This is a genomic window from Bacillus sp. AR13-1, from assembly GCF_008042285.1.
Classification (GTDB): domain Bacteria; phylum Bacillota; class Bacilli; order Bacillales; family Bacillaceae_G; genus Bacillus_A; species Bacillus_A mycoides.
Genome location: NZ_QNUA01000007.1, coordinates 314,352 through 327,813, shown reverse-complemented (window position 1 = coordinate 327,813; position 13,462 = coordinate 314,352). Strand labels below are relative to the sequence as shown.

The window sequence follows — 13,462 nt, the reverse complement described above, 5'->3', positions numbered from 1 at the left end:
AAACTATGAAAAAGAAAATCTTATTTTGGATATTAGGAATTATAGGGGTACTAATTATAGGAGGAGGAGTTTACGCTTATAATATATATTCCTCTGTTTCAAAAACATTAGATGAAGTTCATAAACCATTAAAACGTGATCAAGGTAATAAACAAGAAGAAAAAATCGTTAAATCTGAACCAGTGTCAATCCTGTTACTAGGAGCCGATGAGCGCGGCGAGGATAAAGGACGTTCAGATTCTTTAATGGTCATCACGTTAAATCCTAAAAATAATTCAATGAAAACAGTAAGTATCCCTCGTGATACATATACAGAAATCGTTGGAAAAGGAAAAAGTGATAAAATTAACCATGCTTACGCATTTGGCGGCGTAGATATGTCTGTAGCGACTGTAGAAAAATTCTTAAATATTCCTATTAACTATTATGTTGAAGTAAACATGGAAGGATTTAAAGATATCGTTGATGCAGTGGGCGGTGTAGATGTTAATAATGATTTAGAGTTCTCTCTAGAAGGAAAGCACTTCGAAAAAGGAAATATTCACTTAACAGGTGATCAAGCTTTAGCATACACACGTATGCGTAAAGAAGACCCTCGCGGCGATTTCGGTCGTCAAATGCGTCAACGTCAAGTGATGCAGGCTGTTATTAAGAAAGGCGCAAGCTTCTCTTCTTTATCAAGTTATGGTGATGTACTTACAGCGATTCAAAAGAACGTGAAGACAAACTTAACGCAAGATCAAATGTTTGATATGCAAAAGAATTATAAAAATTGTTTGCAGAACAGTGAGGATATCCAAATCCCAGGTGACGGCCACAAAGCCGCTGATGGTATTTGGTACTACTATGTTCCAGATGCAGCAAAGCAAGATTTAACGAATAAGTTGAAAGCACATCTTGAATTGACTAAGTAATATGTATTGGACCCAACTCTCTTGGAAGGAGTTGGGTTTATTTTTGCTTGAATTTATATTAGTATTATATATTGTGAGATTAATAGATGAGGTGAATCGATGAATAAGAAAGCAGTAGTTGTCCTATTTATTTTTGTATTGTTTATTGCTTCGGTTGTGAGCGGTAAACTATATTGGAATAAGAAGATTGCGAATGCAACAGGGCAAACGAGTGAAGTAACGAAAACAAAGGCTGAAGTGAAAGATAGCGGAGCGAAGAAGGAAGAGAAAAAACAAGAGAAAAAACAAGATGCAAAGTCATCTTTTAATGAAGCATACGCAAAGAACTTGCCAGATGCAGTGAAAGAGAAGTTAAAGAAAGCTGCTCAGGATAAGAAGGCAGTAAATCTTGTTATTGTTGGTGATGAAGCTTCTTCATCTGAAAAAGATGCTTGGGTAGCTAAGTTCACTGCTAATTTAGAGGCTTCTTACGGTAAAGGTTTATGGGATGTGACGGTAAAGGAATATAAGGGTGAAAGTACAGAGGAATTAATTGCGAATAAACGCGATAAAGAGATTGCGAAAGACAATCCGGATGTAATTTTATTTGAACCACCATTTATTACCGACAACGGAAAAACTGGTAATGGAAATTCTGTAGCGAGTACACAGAAGTTTGTGCAAGCACTTTCTACTAGTGCAAAAGGCGCTACAATTATGATTCAACCATCAAACCCAGTGTATGGTGCGAAGAATTATCCGAAAGCGATTGAAGCTTTAAAACAATTTGCGACGCAAAATGGTTATACATATGTTGATCATTGGGGAGCTTGGCCTGATGCAACAACGAAAGCAATTTTACCGTACTTACAAACAGAGTTCGGTTTCCCAAGTGCTAAGGGACATGAAGTTTGGGCACAATATGTAACGGATTATTTTGTGGCTAAATAATAAATGAGAGAGGGTATCGTCGACAAAATATGTTCGACAATACCCTCTCTTTTTTTGTTTTATTTTTGCTATACTAAACTGTACTATAATACAGGATGGAAGGAGGAGAATGATGAAAATACTTGTAGTAGATGATGAATCGAGTATTCGTAATTTGATTCGGATGCAGTTAGAGATGGAAGGGTATGAAGTATTGACGGCGGCTGATGGGAGAGAAGCTTTAGAGAGATGGAATGAGCAGCCGGATGTACTTATTTTAGATGTGATGCTTCCTGATACGGATGGGTATGAGTTGTTACGTTTATTTAGAGAGAAGGAGCGTGATATTCCGGTGCTTATGTTGACAGCGAAGAGTCAGATGAATGATAAGTTACTTGGTCTTCAGCTTGGAGCTGATGATTATGTGACGAAGCCTTTTAATTATGCGGAGCTTATTCTTCGGGTGAAGAATATGGCGCGGCGCGTGAAGAAGAAGGAGGTTCCTTTAAATCATGAGGTGATTGGGGCTGGTGATTTACTTATTTGTCCAAAGGAACGAAAGCTTCATGTGAGTGGGCAGGAGATTCAGTTAACGTACCGAGAGTTTAATTTATGTCAGTTGTTTGTTTCGAATCCGCAGCGTGTGTTCATGAGGGATGAGCTATTAGAGAAGGTATGGGGGTTTGAGTATATCGGAAATACGAGAGCGGTTGATATTATGGTGCAAAGGCTTCGGAAGAAACTCGGCGCGAGCGGGGAGTATATTAAGACAATTTATGGTGTGGGGTATAAGCTTGATTGCTAAAAGGTGATGATATGTCTTTAAAACGAAATATGGTGTTTGGAATAGTTGGGTTGTTGATTCCAATTCTTGTTCTTTTGTATGCGGTTGTTTATATTGCACTGGAGAAGAATGTGTATCATAATGCGGCGGATTCCTTAGAAAAGTTAAGTGTGGAAGCGCAAATTTATACGATGAATTATTTAGAGAAGGAAGCAGAAGTGGAGACATTAGGTCCTAATTCGCTTTTAATTGCTTCGTATTTAGCGAAGCGAATGGATGTCCGGGTGCAGATGATTGGGAAGAATGGGGATGTTGTTGCAGATACACAAAAAGGAGCGTTACTTCATCGGAATATTGACATTGAGAGTTCTTTGAAGGGAAAGAAATCGTATGTTTTCGAGGAGGGAGATCCAGCTCCAATTCTTTTGTTTTCAAGTCCGGTTTATTATGGAAACGATGTCATTGGAAGTATTCGTTTTATAAATGAGTTAACGGATGAGAAGGAAGTTTTAACAAATGTAAGTTGGACGTTTTTAATGACGTCGCTTTGTTTAGTAGCTGCTGGTATTTTCTTTGCGATTCGTTTGGCGAAGTCTCTTCATAAACCAATTGATCAGTTAAGGCAAATGGCATATCGGCTTGCGAATGGAGATTATGAAAGTAAGATTGAGCTGAATGAGTATGTGGAAATTGCGCAGCTTTCAGCGTCCTTTAATGCGATGGCTGATGGGATTGAGCTGCATATTAAGCAGCTGAAGGAAGAGAAAGAGAAACAGAAAGATTTCTTGGACCGCATTACGCATGAGCTGAAAACACCGCTAACAGCGATTATCGGTTATGTGGATTTAATTCCGAAGTTGCAGTCGAAGGAGGATGTGCAGGAGAGCCTCCGTTATGTGTCTGTAGAAAGTGAGCGTCTATTATCACTTGTAGAGGAATTACTTAAGTCTTCAAAGTACGGGAAGAGTACGTTTGAAGTGTCACCTACAGTCGTGAATATTAAAGAATTGGCAGAAGAAGCGGTTTCGATTGTGAAACTTAGGTTGCAGCAGTTTGAAATTGAAGTTATGAATGAGTTAACAGAAGTACACGTCGTTGCGGATTTTGATAAGACGAAGCAAATTTTCTTGAATGTGCTTGATAATGCGATTAAATATAGTGATGCTACGCAAGTTCGTATGAATGTAATTATAAATGAGCAGGAAGCGAAAGTTTTTGTTCATGATGATGGTATTGGTATGGATGAAGGTGTGCTTGCAGAATGGAATGAGTCTCCGGAAGGTAAGGTGCTTCCTTCAAGTTACGGGAATGGCTATGGCTTATACATTTGTCAGGAGATTATGAAGAAGCAAGGCGGAAGTATGCGAATTGAGAGTAGTGAAGAAATGGGAACTACAATATGCATTACATTTTTACTTCCGAGACGGATGGAAGACATAAAAAACTTGAAAGCGGTTAAATGATACATTTATGAAACAATTATGCGGTATTTTCGAAACAACGTTTTTTTATCTTGGAGGTAGGCAGAAATGAAAAGGCTATCATTTCAAATTCTTATGTTTGTCTTTTGTATGATCGTTTCTCTTATTTTGTTTTATGTTATTGAGAAGCAAATATATAATCGAATCACAATTGTGGATGACAAACAAGCCGTTTTACAAAGAGTGAATGAATCTCTTCCTACTGAAGTGAAAGTAAGGCATGAGAAGTGGGGAGAAATTGTTGTAACGGATGAAGTTCGTTTGCATACGATTGTTTCATTCTTTGACCGAATTCGAATAGAACCGAGAGAAGCGAGGAATCAAGAACAAGTATTTACTGGAGAAGTAACGTACTTGAATGGACATAAACGTACTTTTGCAGTAGGTGACTTGTTCCAGTACGAGACTAATGTATACGGAAAGAATGGCACGGATCCGATGATCTCAGCATTTCAAACGTATTTGTTAAGTCTGTATTATACACCAGAGCGCATTAGTAATTTCTTTGCGGAGGCAAAGGAAGTTGTAGTGAGGCAAGGGGATGTAATACGTACTATAGATCTTACACACATATTTGATTCTATTCGATACGCAAGGCAAATTACAGATTACGGAGAAATTCAGAAATTATTACAATCACAGAATGAGCCGATTGCTTATATTACTGCCTATAAAACAGGCAAACGTGTAAAGAATGAGCGGGAGGATATTCTAACTATTTCTGTGTATCCATCGTACTTTGTTGTGCAATATCTCGGTGATAATAACGGGAATGTCATGTATATGAAGGGCTCCCTAGCAGAATTCCTTGTAAAGGAGAGTGTGTCATGAGAAAGATAGCCTTTTTCTTCTTTTTGCTAGTAATCGGAGGAGCGATGTCTAGTTGCTCTCGAGATACAACCTCTATTAAATATAATAAAAGTGGTCTCCCTATTTTGGATGATCGTCATCTCGTTGCGTATGTAGCGGCCCGCGAGGAAGTTGGTGAAGCTTTGCTTTCGTCATTTTGTAAACAACGCGGGTGTACATATGAATTTATTCGTCTATCGACAGAAGAACTTCTTCGGAGAGTAGAAGAGGAAGCTGGAAATCCGAAGGCGGATATTATTATTGGCGGTACAGTAGATGCGCATCAAATGATGAAGCAAAAGAACCTTTCTATTCCTGTTACGACCCAGCATGCGAATCGTATTTCAAAGACTGTTAAAGATAAAGATGGTTATTGGTACGGTTATGAAGTGGAGAAACTGGCAATCGCGATTAATAAAGAGCGGTGGAATGAAGAAATAGCGCCGCTCGGTCTTCCATATCCATCAAGGTGGCAAGATTTATTAGATCCGGTATATACGGATAAGATTGCAATGCCTGATCCAAATGTTTCCGGCACAGCATATACTTTGTTTCAATCACTTATTGATACTTTAGGTGAAAGAGAAGCGAAAGAGTATGTTAAGAATCTTGCAAGGCAAGTTGGTGAAGTAACGGTGAATGGTTATATGCCTGCAGAACTGGTTGCGAGCGGTGAATATATGATAGGCATCAATTTTGCGGGAGATCAGAGAATGCTTCAAAAACAAGGCTTTCCTATTTTAAGTAACGAACCTGAGCAAACAGGGTTGTCCGTTAATGCGATTTCGAAACTAAAGCGTGCGCCGAGTGGTATTATTGCGGATTTATTTATTGATTATTGTTTATCGGAAGAAGCGGGGCATATTTTAGAAAAAGTTTCGTTTGGCGTACCAACGATGTTTGCGAAGAATGAGAAAGAAATAGAAGGACAGCCGGTTAGAAGGGCAAACCAAAATATATCAAATAGCGGAATAATCGAGATATGGAATAGACAGCGTCTCTCTCAGCAGTGAGAAAAGGAGACGAAAGAATATGTTTAAATGGCTTAAGCCAGCACCTGCAATTGAGAGGTTACCAGCGGATATGATCGCTAAAGTATATACATTACTGCGTATTCGTGTGCTAATGGGAATTTCAGTTGGGTATGCTGCTTATTATTTAGTTCGTAGTAACTTTACGTTATCAAGCACGTATTTAGTGCAAGAATATGGTTTTAGTACAGCTCAAATTGGACTACTAGGTTCAGTAATGGCGATTGTTTATGGATTTAGTAAGTTCTTTATGGGGAATTTATCAGATAAAGCTTTCGCCCAGCGTTTTATCGCAGTCGGATTGTTCTTATCAGGGCTTGTAAATATTTGCTTCGGCTTTGCATCTTCATTTGGGATGATTGTTACATTACTTGTCCTAAATGGTATTGTACAAGGAATGGGAGCACCACCTTGTAGTATCGTTATGACGAAATGGTTCTCGAAGAAAGAACGTGGTACGAAAACAGGTATTTGGAATATTTCACATAACGTTGGTGGAATGCTAGTGCCACCACTTGTTGGAATTGGTGTAGGTATTTTTGGTGAAAATCATTGGCAAGGCGGCGTGTTTATTTTCCCAGCGATTATCGCAATGGTAATTTCAGTTCTTGTTTGGATTAATGCGAAGGATACACCAGAATCTGAAGGTCTTCCTCCAATTGATGAGTATCGTAATGACTATGAAAATCTTGAAAAAGCAGATAATGCTAATAAGATGTCACCAAAAGAAATTTTAATGAAATATGTAGTGACAAATAAGTTCGTTTGGTATTTATGTATTGCAAATGCATTTGTTTACTTAATTCGTTTCGGTGTTATTAACTGGGTTCCGCTTTATTTAACAACAGTTAAAGGTTTTTCAAAAAATGAAGCACATGCTGCATACGCGATTTTTGAAGGTATGGCAATTCCAAGTTCATTAATCGTTGGTCTTTTAAGTGATAAATTATTTAAAGGAAAACGTATGCCATTATGTATTATGAGTATGGCTGGTGTTGTTGTTGGTACGGTTGTATATTGGCAAGCATCTAGCGTACTTGTTGTAAGTATTGCCGTTTCTATTATCGGTTGTTTAATTTACGTACCACAGTTTTTAATCGGTTTAAGTGCGATGGAATTAGTACCGAAATTTGCAGTAGGTACAACAGTTGGTATGTGTGGTCTGTTCGGTTATGTAGGCGGAAGTCTTGTAGCAAACGCAGCAATTGGTGTTATTGTTGATCGTTCTGGCTGGGATGGCTGCTTCATCTTACTATTAGCAGGCGGTATTTTATCAACAGTATTCTTATTTATCGTTCAACGTGGACATGAGAGAAAAGGTCCTAAAGTGGCGTAATAGTTTATTCAGAAAAGCGATCCAATTATTATTTTGGATCGCTTTTTTTTATATAAGGAAACCTTTCCTTAAAACTATCTTAAAAGATAGAATGTCATATTTCTAATCATTGGTATTTTTGTTACAATATAAATGATTGTGTAAAACTTTGTAAAATGAGTGTAACAATGTAAGTGGGGATGCAATTTCCCGAAAGTTTTATACAATTAAATATCTATTAAACTATTAAGATATAAAAGGAGAGAGAATATGTTACCAAATACGGTTCGTACTCCAAACAAGAAGAAGAAATGGATTATCATCGGAGTTATTGCACTAATTGTTATTGTAGCAGCAGTTAATATTTTTGTTATGCAAGGTAAGAAGAAAGGTACGGCTAATACAGATGCTGTAAGTTTTGAGAAAGTGACAGAGCGTAAGCTTAATAATACGAAGTTAATTTCTGGTCAGGTGAAGCCAGGGAATATTGAAAGTTTTTATGCGGATCCGACTAAAGGAAAAGTGAAAGATATTGCGGTGAAAGAAGGACAAGAGGTAGAAAAGGGAACGAAATTATTCTCTTATGATAATGAAGAAATTAATCTTCAAATGAAGCAAGCTGATCTTGATCAGAAGATGGCTGATATGCGTTACGATCAAGGGAAAAAGAAGATTGATTCATTGAAGAAAGAAATTAAGAAGGTAAAAGATAGTGGGGCTGAGAAAGAAGTAACAGACCCGATGGAAGAGCAAGTAAGCGAGTTAGAAATGGCTCAGAAAACAACTGACCTTGAGAAAGAAAAAGGGAAGTTACAAAAAGAAGAGTTAAGTAAAAAACAGAAAGAACTTACGATTTATAGTAATTTTACTGGTGTTGTACAGAAGTTAGATAAGGATGCAGCGCAAAGTTCATCTCAGGCATTAGGTGGTCAAGGGAAAGCATTTTTACAAGTTGCTTCTAAAGACCCGTTCCAGGTTCAAGGGACTTTAACAGAGCTTCAAAAGTCACAAATTCAAAAAGATCAAACGTTCACTGTAACTGCGAAAGCAAATAATAAGAAGAAGTGGACAGGTAAGATTACGGAAGTAAGTGAATTCCCAACGAGTGCAGAGATGGCTCAAGCTGCTGGTGAGGGAACTCAAAATATGTCTCAATATACATATAAAGCAAGTCTTGATAGCCAAGATGGTTTATCTCCAGGTTATCACGTTTCTCTGCAAGTAAATTTAGAGAATAAGACGATGATTGCTGTTCCAAGTAAGAGCATTGTAGAAAAAGGCGAAGATGCATTTGTTTATATTGAAGAGAAAGGAAAGCTTCGTAAACAAAATGTGAAAAAAGGTTCTACTGATGGAGACTGGACAGAGATTGTTGAAGGCACAACAGTGGGGCAAAAGGTGGTTAAAAATCCTTCCGACGACGTGCATGACGGAATGGAAGTGAAAGAGAAATGATTACGTTAAATAATATTGCTAAAACATATTATCAAGGAAAATTGGCAGTGCCGATTTTACATGGTATTAGTTTAACAATTCAAAGCGGTGAGTTCGTTTCTATTATGGGACCGTCTGGTTCTGGTAAATCAACGCTTATGAATATTATCGGTTGTTTAGATCGTCCAACAGAAGGTGAATATATGTTGAATGATGTGAATATCTTAACAGCAGACGAGTCAAAACTAGCTTTAATTCGTAATGAATATATCGGCTTTGTGTTCCAGCACTTTAATTTGCTGCCGCGTCTTTCCGCAGTGGAAAACGTTGAACTTCCGCTCATCTACGGTGGGGTGAAGAAAGCAGAGCGTCGTCAGAGAGCCCTTGAAGCGCTTGGAAAAGTTGGATTATCAGATAGAGTCCATCATTTACCTAGTGAGTTATCAGGTGGACAGAAGCAACGTGTAGCGATTGCGAGATCGATTGCAAATAATCCAACGTTTATTATGGCCGATGAGCCGACAGGTGCACTTGATACGAAGTCTGGTGCACAAGTTATGGATATTTTCACGAAGCTAAATGCAGAAGGTACGACGATTGTTATGGTTACGCATGAAGAAGAGGTAGCAGCGTATTCTTCCCGTCGCATTGTACTGCGAGATGGGAAAGTTACAGAAGATAGAAGGTGTGCAGTATGAGTTTACTAGATAGTATGAAAATTGCCTTATCGTCTATTTTAGCTCATAAACTACGCTCAGCTTTGACGATGCTAGGGATTATTATCGGTGTAGGCTCTATTATTACCGTCGTTGCGATTGGGCAAGGCGGGGAAGCTGCACTGAAATCCCAATTTGTTGGATCAGGTAATCAAACGGTACCGATTCATTATAGTGCCGATATGAATGATCCTTTTGGTATGGCGATGGTAGAAGCACCGAAGATAACTGAAGAAGATATTTTTGAAATTAAAAAAATTCCAGATATCGCACATGTTGTAACAACAAATTCAAGTATGGAACCACTTGATATTGAAGATAAAATAGAAATGGTGAGTATTACTGGATTAGACAGTGAGTATTTTTCAGTAAATAAAGTAAAGTTGTTAAAGGGACGTTCTTTACAAGAATCAGATGTGGATCAAGGTAATAATGTTGTCATGATTAGTAAACAAATGGAAGAAAAGGTGTTTAAGGATGCCAATCCAGTCGGTAAAATTATTGAAATGAAAGGTCAACCGATGCAAATTATTGGTGTCTACAAATCAGATAACGAGTTTATGGGAATGGGACCATCAGAAGCACTAGTTCCAATTTCATTATGGCCGACACTGTATGGAAAAGATGAAATTCAAAATATTTCTGTTCAAGCGAAAAATGTAGATAATTTAGAAAAAGCAGGTAAAAAAGCTGCAGATGTCTTAAATAGTCGTAAACCGAGTGATGCAACTGGTAAATACGAGGTTATGAATTTAAAAGAACTTCAAGAAGGTATTTCAAAAATGACTAATATTATGACGATGATCATCGGCGGTATCGCTGGTATTTCATTAGTCGTTGGTGGTATTGGTGTAATGAACATCATGCTCGTATCTGTAACGGAGCGTACGCGTGAAATCGGAGTGCGTAAAGCGCTTGGAGCAACACGTAGTAAAATTTTATTACAGTTTTTAATTGAAGCAGTTATGCTAACGCTTCTAGGTGGTTTAATCGGAATTGGTCTTGGGTATGGCGGGGCATATATCGTTTCCACATTTGCGAAGTGGCCACCGCTCGTTTCATGGGAAGTTGTCGTTGGGGGAGTATTGTTCTCTATGACACTAGGTATTATCTTCGGATTAATTCCAGCGAACAAAGCTGCGAAATTAGATCCAATTGAAGCACTTCGTTATGAGTAAATTATTAGTGTAGTAGAGAAGGGAGTCTCTACTACACATTACCGTTCTAGTGGGCGGTTCGTAGCCTCTAAATGAGGATGTGAACCGCCCGTTAGAACGGGTTATATAAATAGAAGGAGGCGTTATAATGGAAGCGAATTTGAATACGCAAAAGGTTGAAGGAGAGAAGCCATCATTATTTGGAATGATTACTTCTCCTGGTTTACAGTTTGAGAGAATGAAGACGAGTAATGCGGTATGGGGTGCATTTTGGATACTTGTTTTATTAGGTGGACTTGTTGCAGGCCTTGCTGCTTATGTGTACTCCCTAACCCCTGAGGCGATTAAGATGAATAAGGATTTGGGTGTTAGCGTTACACCTATAATGTCGTTTGGTACGGGTGCAGTATTTGGTGCTATTGGTATGGCGATTAGTTTCTTTATTAGTGCAGTAGTGTATAAAATATTTATGATGTTAATGAGCAATGATACTTCTTATAAGAAATTATTAACAATCAGTGTGTACTCAAGCATTATTTCATTACTTGGTTTATTAATAAACACAGTTTTAGCACTTGTTTTAGGCGGATCAGGACAAGAAATGTATACTGGTTTAGGACCGATTTTCGCTTCAAGTGGTGGTGTTGCAAAAGGTATTGCAAATAATATTGAAGTGTTCACAATTTGGGGATTTGTTATTACATGGTTAGGTCTTCAAATTACGGCTGGTTTAAGTAAAAAGAAAGCAACAATTCTTATGGTTGTCTTCTTTATCTTAACTATTGGATTTGGTGCGGTAAAAGGTATGTTCCAATAATAAAATAAAAAAGGTGACTCTTCCGAGAGTCACCTTTTTTATTTTTACCCCTATTTCAAATACCCCTATTAGAATTTCAAATACTGCTTAGTGTAATTTCAAATTCTGGCAGCAGTATTTGAAATTACCCACAATGAAATTTCCTTTCTCATTTTATATTGTAGAGGTACCGCGGAATACTGAAGAGGTATACCTTTTAGAAACGGGCACTGTGTGAAGCCAGCGACTTTTGCAGATACGGTTGTTTTGTATGAAGGTATGATTGTAAATCAAATAAAGAGGTTAAATATTTACCAAGATTATGAAGAGTATTATCAATGTGGTTTAATTGGTCTTTGGCATGCTTATGAAAGGTATGAGGAGGAGAAAGGGAGTTTTCCTGCTTATGCTGTCGTAACAGTACGTGGTTATATATTGGGAAGATTGGAGAAAGAATGTGTAGTGCAAGAGAGGTATGTATGCACCGATGAGTATGAGGAACGATTTGAGTGTGTTAGATGAGAAGGAGAAGCACATCATTTCAGAGCGATTTTTTACAGGGAAAAATATGGGGGAGATAGCTTCTGAAATGGGGATGACGTACTATCAAGTGAGATGGGTATATCGACAAGCGCTTGAGAAAATGAGGGATAGTGTAAGGGGATAAGAATAATAAGTAGAATGGAAGGCAAAGGAAATATTGCGTTCCATTCTATTTACATTAAGGCAGTAAATGTGGCAAGAGGTTTTTTAAGGTAATGAATCTTTCATGTTCATTCGGGATAATACATGTCCAGATTTGAAAAATTGTTGCTGTAACTTATGAGAACCTATTTGTATTGTTATGGTAGTTCCGTTAAAAAAATGAATGTTAGCTTTGTTAGTTTTTTTGGAAAACTCTATCTCATCTATATGGTTATAGAACAACCAAATGCAGCTTGGAGAAGAAGGAGATTCTGTTGGGAAAACGCAAATATATTCTTTGTGATTAATCGGAATTGGAACATTTTGTTTGAGCTTAAAGTTTATTTGGACTGCATGACGTCTACCTTGATAAGTAGAATGAACATGTGTTAGACAAGATTTCTTTATGAGTTGGATAGCTGTTTGGCAAGAGTACAGAGGGTTTCCGCTACTGTCGATAATTTTTGTCCGGTAATAAGGGTGTTTGCAAGGTTCGAGCATCATTGTAGAACTAGAAATAAAAATATTATTCTCATTATCCATGATTCTAAAATCCTCCCTTATAAAAATTGTTATTCCTAATATAATTATATATGAATTATGTAAAATTATTATTAATCTTTTGTTTCGTATTGTAAATTTTTACGGTTCGTTTACAATCAATAGATGATAGTCTTTCTAATTTGCATCGCTTGTACATATATATGAAAATAGAAAAGAGTAGGCGGTGATATAGCATGAAGAAAAAGTATATTATTATGGCTCTAGCTGTTGTTCTCTTAGTTTATTTAGCAAACAGTAATCCGGGTAAGGGAGAATATACGGATTGGGCAGCAAAACAATTTATGAAGCGTAATGATGTGAGTAAGAAGCTAGAAGAGGTTGAGAAAGAAAACAAAGAGGGTATACTTGGCGACTTAGCATCGGCGGGAAAGAAATTAGCAAATAAGTATGTTGAACCACAAGTTGGATTATTAATTGAGCATTATACAAAGCGAAATGATTATATTTTCTTCTCAACATATACGACAGAGTTTGATTTAGGCGGAGAGAATTATAAGTATGTTTGTGTTGGTTTTTCAAACATCTTTATTCCAATTGAAATGCCGAAGAAAAAAGACGAATCTGCAAAATAATGCAGATTCGTCTTTTTGATTTACGGAGTGATTTGAACTTCAGATACGTTTTTTTCTATGAGGCGAGCCCCTTTTTTACGAGTATTTTCACTAATGGACGAAAATACAGATGAAGAAAGAATGGTATCCATTACTTGATTTACGACTAGTTCATTTACTGGTGTGATGGGATTTTCGATAGAAAAGGCAACTGTTTTTCCATCTTCTTTCACGAAAATTAACTCTAGTACTTGCATGTTTTATTCCCTCCTTTTAA

General features: G+C 37.4%; 14 protein-coding genes and 1 pseudogene. 13 read left to right on the top strand and 2 right to left on the bottom strand.

Annotated features, from left to right (window positions below):
• Nucleotides 1-5: 5 nt before the first annotated feature.
• The 12 genes and pseudogenes from tagU to DN408_RS06030 all read left to right on the top strand — a co-directional run bounded on the left by tagU (nt 6) and on the right by DN408_RS06030 (nt 12,053).
• Nucleotides 6-914, top strand: coding sequence for a polyisoprenyl-teichoic acid--peptidoglycan teichoic acid transferase TagU (gene tagU, locus DN408_RS06085; RefSeq protein WP_078177873.1), 909 nt, complete (start codon nt 6-8; stop codon nt 912-914).
• A 99-nt stretch (nt 915-1,013) separates the two neighbouring features.
• Entirely contained in the window at nt 1,014-1,844 is an 831-nt protein-coding gene (locus DN408_RS06080; RefSeq protein WP_078177874.1) for an SGNH/GDSL hydrolase family protein, read from the top strand.
• Between the two features lie 112 nt (nt 1,845-1,956).
• On the top strand, nt 1,957-2,628 hold the full coding sequence (locus DN408_RS06075) for a response regulator transcription factor (RefSeq protein ID WP_002166430.1): 672 nt from the start codon (nt 1,957-1,959) through the stop codon (nt 2,626-2,628).
• 11 nt (nt 2,629-2,639) lie between these two features.
• Nucleotides 2,640-4,070, top strand: coding sequence for a HAMP domain-containing sensor histidine kinase (locus tag DN408_RS06070; protein ID WP_002034822.1), 1,431 nt, complete (start codon nt 2,640-2,642; stop codon nt 4,068-4,070).
• A gap of 66 nt (nt 4,071-4,136) precedes the next feature.
• Nucleotides 4,137-4,919, top strand: coding sequence for a DUF3919 family protein (locus tag DN408_RS06065; RefSeq protein WP_016102280.1), 783 nt, complete (start codon nt 4,137-4,139; stop codon nt 4,917-4,919).
• The gene (locus DN408_RS06060; RefSeq protein ID WP_016102279.1) at nt 4,916-5,950 is read left to right on the top strand and encodes an ABC transporter substrate-binding protein; all 1,035 of its coding nucleotides are present in this window, start codon (nt 4,916-4,918) and stop codon (nt 5,948-5,950) included. The genes DN408_RS06065 and DN408_RS06060 overlap by 4 nt, the downstream gene beginning before the upstream one ends.
• Before the next feature lie 19 nt (nt 5,951-5,969).
• Nucleotides 5,970-7,304, top strand: a complete 1,335-nt coding sequence (pgtP, locus tag DN408_RS06055; protein ID WP_002130007.1) for an MFS transporter — start codon at nt 5,970-5,972, stop codon at nt 7,302-7,304.
• Between the two features lie 249 nt (nt 7,305-7,553).
• The gene (locus tag DN408_RS06050; protein ID WP_147740008.1) at nt 7,554-8,738 is read left to right on the top strand and encodes an efflux RND transporter periplasmic adaptor subunit; all 1,185 of its coding nucleotides are present in this window, start codon (nt 7,554-7,556) and stop codon (nt 8,736-8,738) included.
• Nucleotides 8,735-9,415 (top strand): ABC transporter ATP-binding protein, encoded by a 681-nt coding sequence (locus DN408_RS06045; RefSeq protein WP_002130002.1) that lies wholly within the window; start codon nt 8,735-8,737, stop codon nt 9,413-9,415. The genes DN408_RS06050 and DN408_RS06045 overlap by 4 nt, the downstream gene beginning before the upstream one ends.
• Nucleotides 9,412-10,611 carry an ABC transporter permease gene (locus DN408_RS06040; RefSeq protein WP_078177876.1) on the top strand — a complete coding sequence of 400 codons (1,200 nt, stop codon included), beginning with the start codon at nt 9,412-9,414 and terminating at the stop codon, nt 10,609-10,611. Before DN408_RS06045 ends, DN408_RS06040 begins: the two co-directional genes overlap by 4 nt.
• 127 nt (nt 10,612-10,738) lie before the next feature.
• Nucleotides 10,739-11,407, top strand: coding sequence for a YknW family membrane protein (yknW, locus tag DN408_RS06035; RefSeq protein ID WP_078177877.1), 669 nt, complete (start codon nt 10,739-10,741; stop codon nt 11,405-11,407).
• 213 nt (nt 11,408-11,620) lie between these two features.
• Nucleotides 11,621-12,053, top strand: a pseudogene (locus DN408_RS06030) (sigma factor).
• Nucleotides 12,054-12,136: 83 nt separating this feature from the next.
• On the opposite strand, the gene DN408_RS06025 reads toward DN408_RS06030, so the two are convergent.
• Nucleotides 12,137-12,613: a competence protein ComK gene (locus tag DN408_RS06025; RefSeq protein ID WP_002016252.1), complete on the bottom strand. Its 477-nt coding sequence runs from the start codon at nt 12,611-12,613 to the stop codon at nt 12,137-12,139.
• A 194-nt stretch (nt 12,614-12,807) separates the two neighbouring features.
• Here DN408_RS06025 and DN408_RS06020 point away from each other — a divergent pair, with 194 nt between their 5' ends.
• The gene (locus DN408_RS06020; protein WP_002034805.1) at nt 12,808-13,206 is read left to right on the top strand and encodes a DUF4359 domain-containing protein; all 399 of its coding nucleotides are present in this window, start codon (nt 12,808-12,810) and stop codon (nt 13,204-13,206) included.
• Nucleotides 13,207-13,226: 20 nt separating this feature from the next.
• Here DN408_RS06020 and DN408_RS06015 read toward each other — a convergent pair whose 3' ends face one another.
• On the bottom strand, nt 13,227-13,442 hold the full coding sequence (locus tag DN408_RS06015) for a DUF2922 domain-containing protein (protein WP_002034804.1): 216 nt from the start codon (nt 13,440-13,442) through the stop codon (nt 13,227-13,229).
• Between the last annotated feature and the right edge of the window lie 20 nt (nt 13,443-13,462).

Coding starts and splice junctions, on each gene's coding strand:
- DN408_RS06025 (WP_002016252.1), bottom strand. CDS start 12,613: ATGGATAATGAGAATAATATTTTTATTTCTAGTTCTACAATGATGCTC.
- DN408_RS06060 (WP_016102279.1), top strand. CDS start 4,916: ATGAGAAAGATAGCCTTTTTCTTCTTTTTGCTAGTAATCGGAGGAGCG.
- DN408_RS06080 (WP_078177874.1), top strand. CDS start 1,014: ATGAATAAGAAAGCAGTAGTTGTCCTATTTATTTTTGTATTGTTTATT.
- pgtP (WP_002130007.1), top strand. CDS start 5,970: ATGTTTAAATGGCTTAAGCCAGCACCTGCAATTGAGAGGTTACCAGCG.
- DN408_RS06015 (WP_002034804.1), bottom strand. CDS start 13,442: ATGCAAGTACTAGAGTTAATTTTCGTGAAAGAAGATGGAAAAACAGTT.
- yknW (WP_078177877.1), top strand. CDS start 10,739: ATGGAAGCGAATTTGAATACGCAAAAGGTTGAAGGAGAGAAGCCATCA.
- DN408_RS06050 (WP_147740008.1), top strand. CDS start 7,554: ATGTTACCAAATACGGTTCGTACTCCAAACAAGAAGAAGAAATGGATT.
- DN408_RS06020 (WP_002034805.1), top strand. CDS start 12,808: ATGAAGAAAAAGTATATTATTATGGCTCTAGCTGTTGTTCTCTTAGTT.
- DN408_RS06045 (WP_002130002.1), top strand. CDS start 8,735: ATGATTACGTTAAATAATATTGCTAAAACATATTATCAAGGAAAATTG.
- DN408_RS06070 (WP_002034822.1), top strand. CDS start 2,640: ATGTCTTTAAAACGAAATATGGTGTTTGGAATAGTTGGGTTGTTGATT.
- tagU (WP_078177873.1), top strand. CDS start 6: ATGAAAAAGAAAATCTTATTTTGGATATTAGGAATTATAGGGGTACTA.
- DN408_RS06040 (WP_078177876.1), top strand. CDS start 9,412: ATGAGTTTACTAGATAGTATGAAAATTGCCTTATCGTCTATTTTAGCT.
- DN408_RS06075 (WP_002166430.1), top strand. CDS start 1,957: ATGAAAATACTTGTAGTAGATGATGAATCGAGTATTCGTAATTTGATT.
- DN408_RS06065 (WP_016102280.1), top strand. CDS start 4,137: ATGAAAAGGCTATCATTTCAAATTCTTATGTTTGTCTTTTGTATGATC.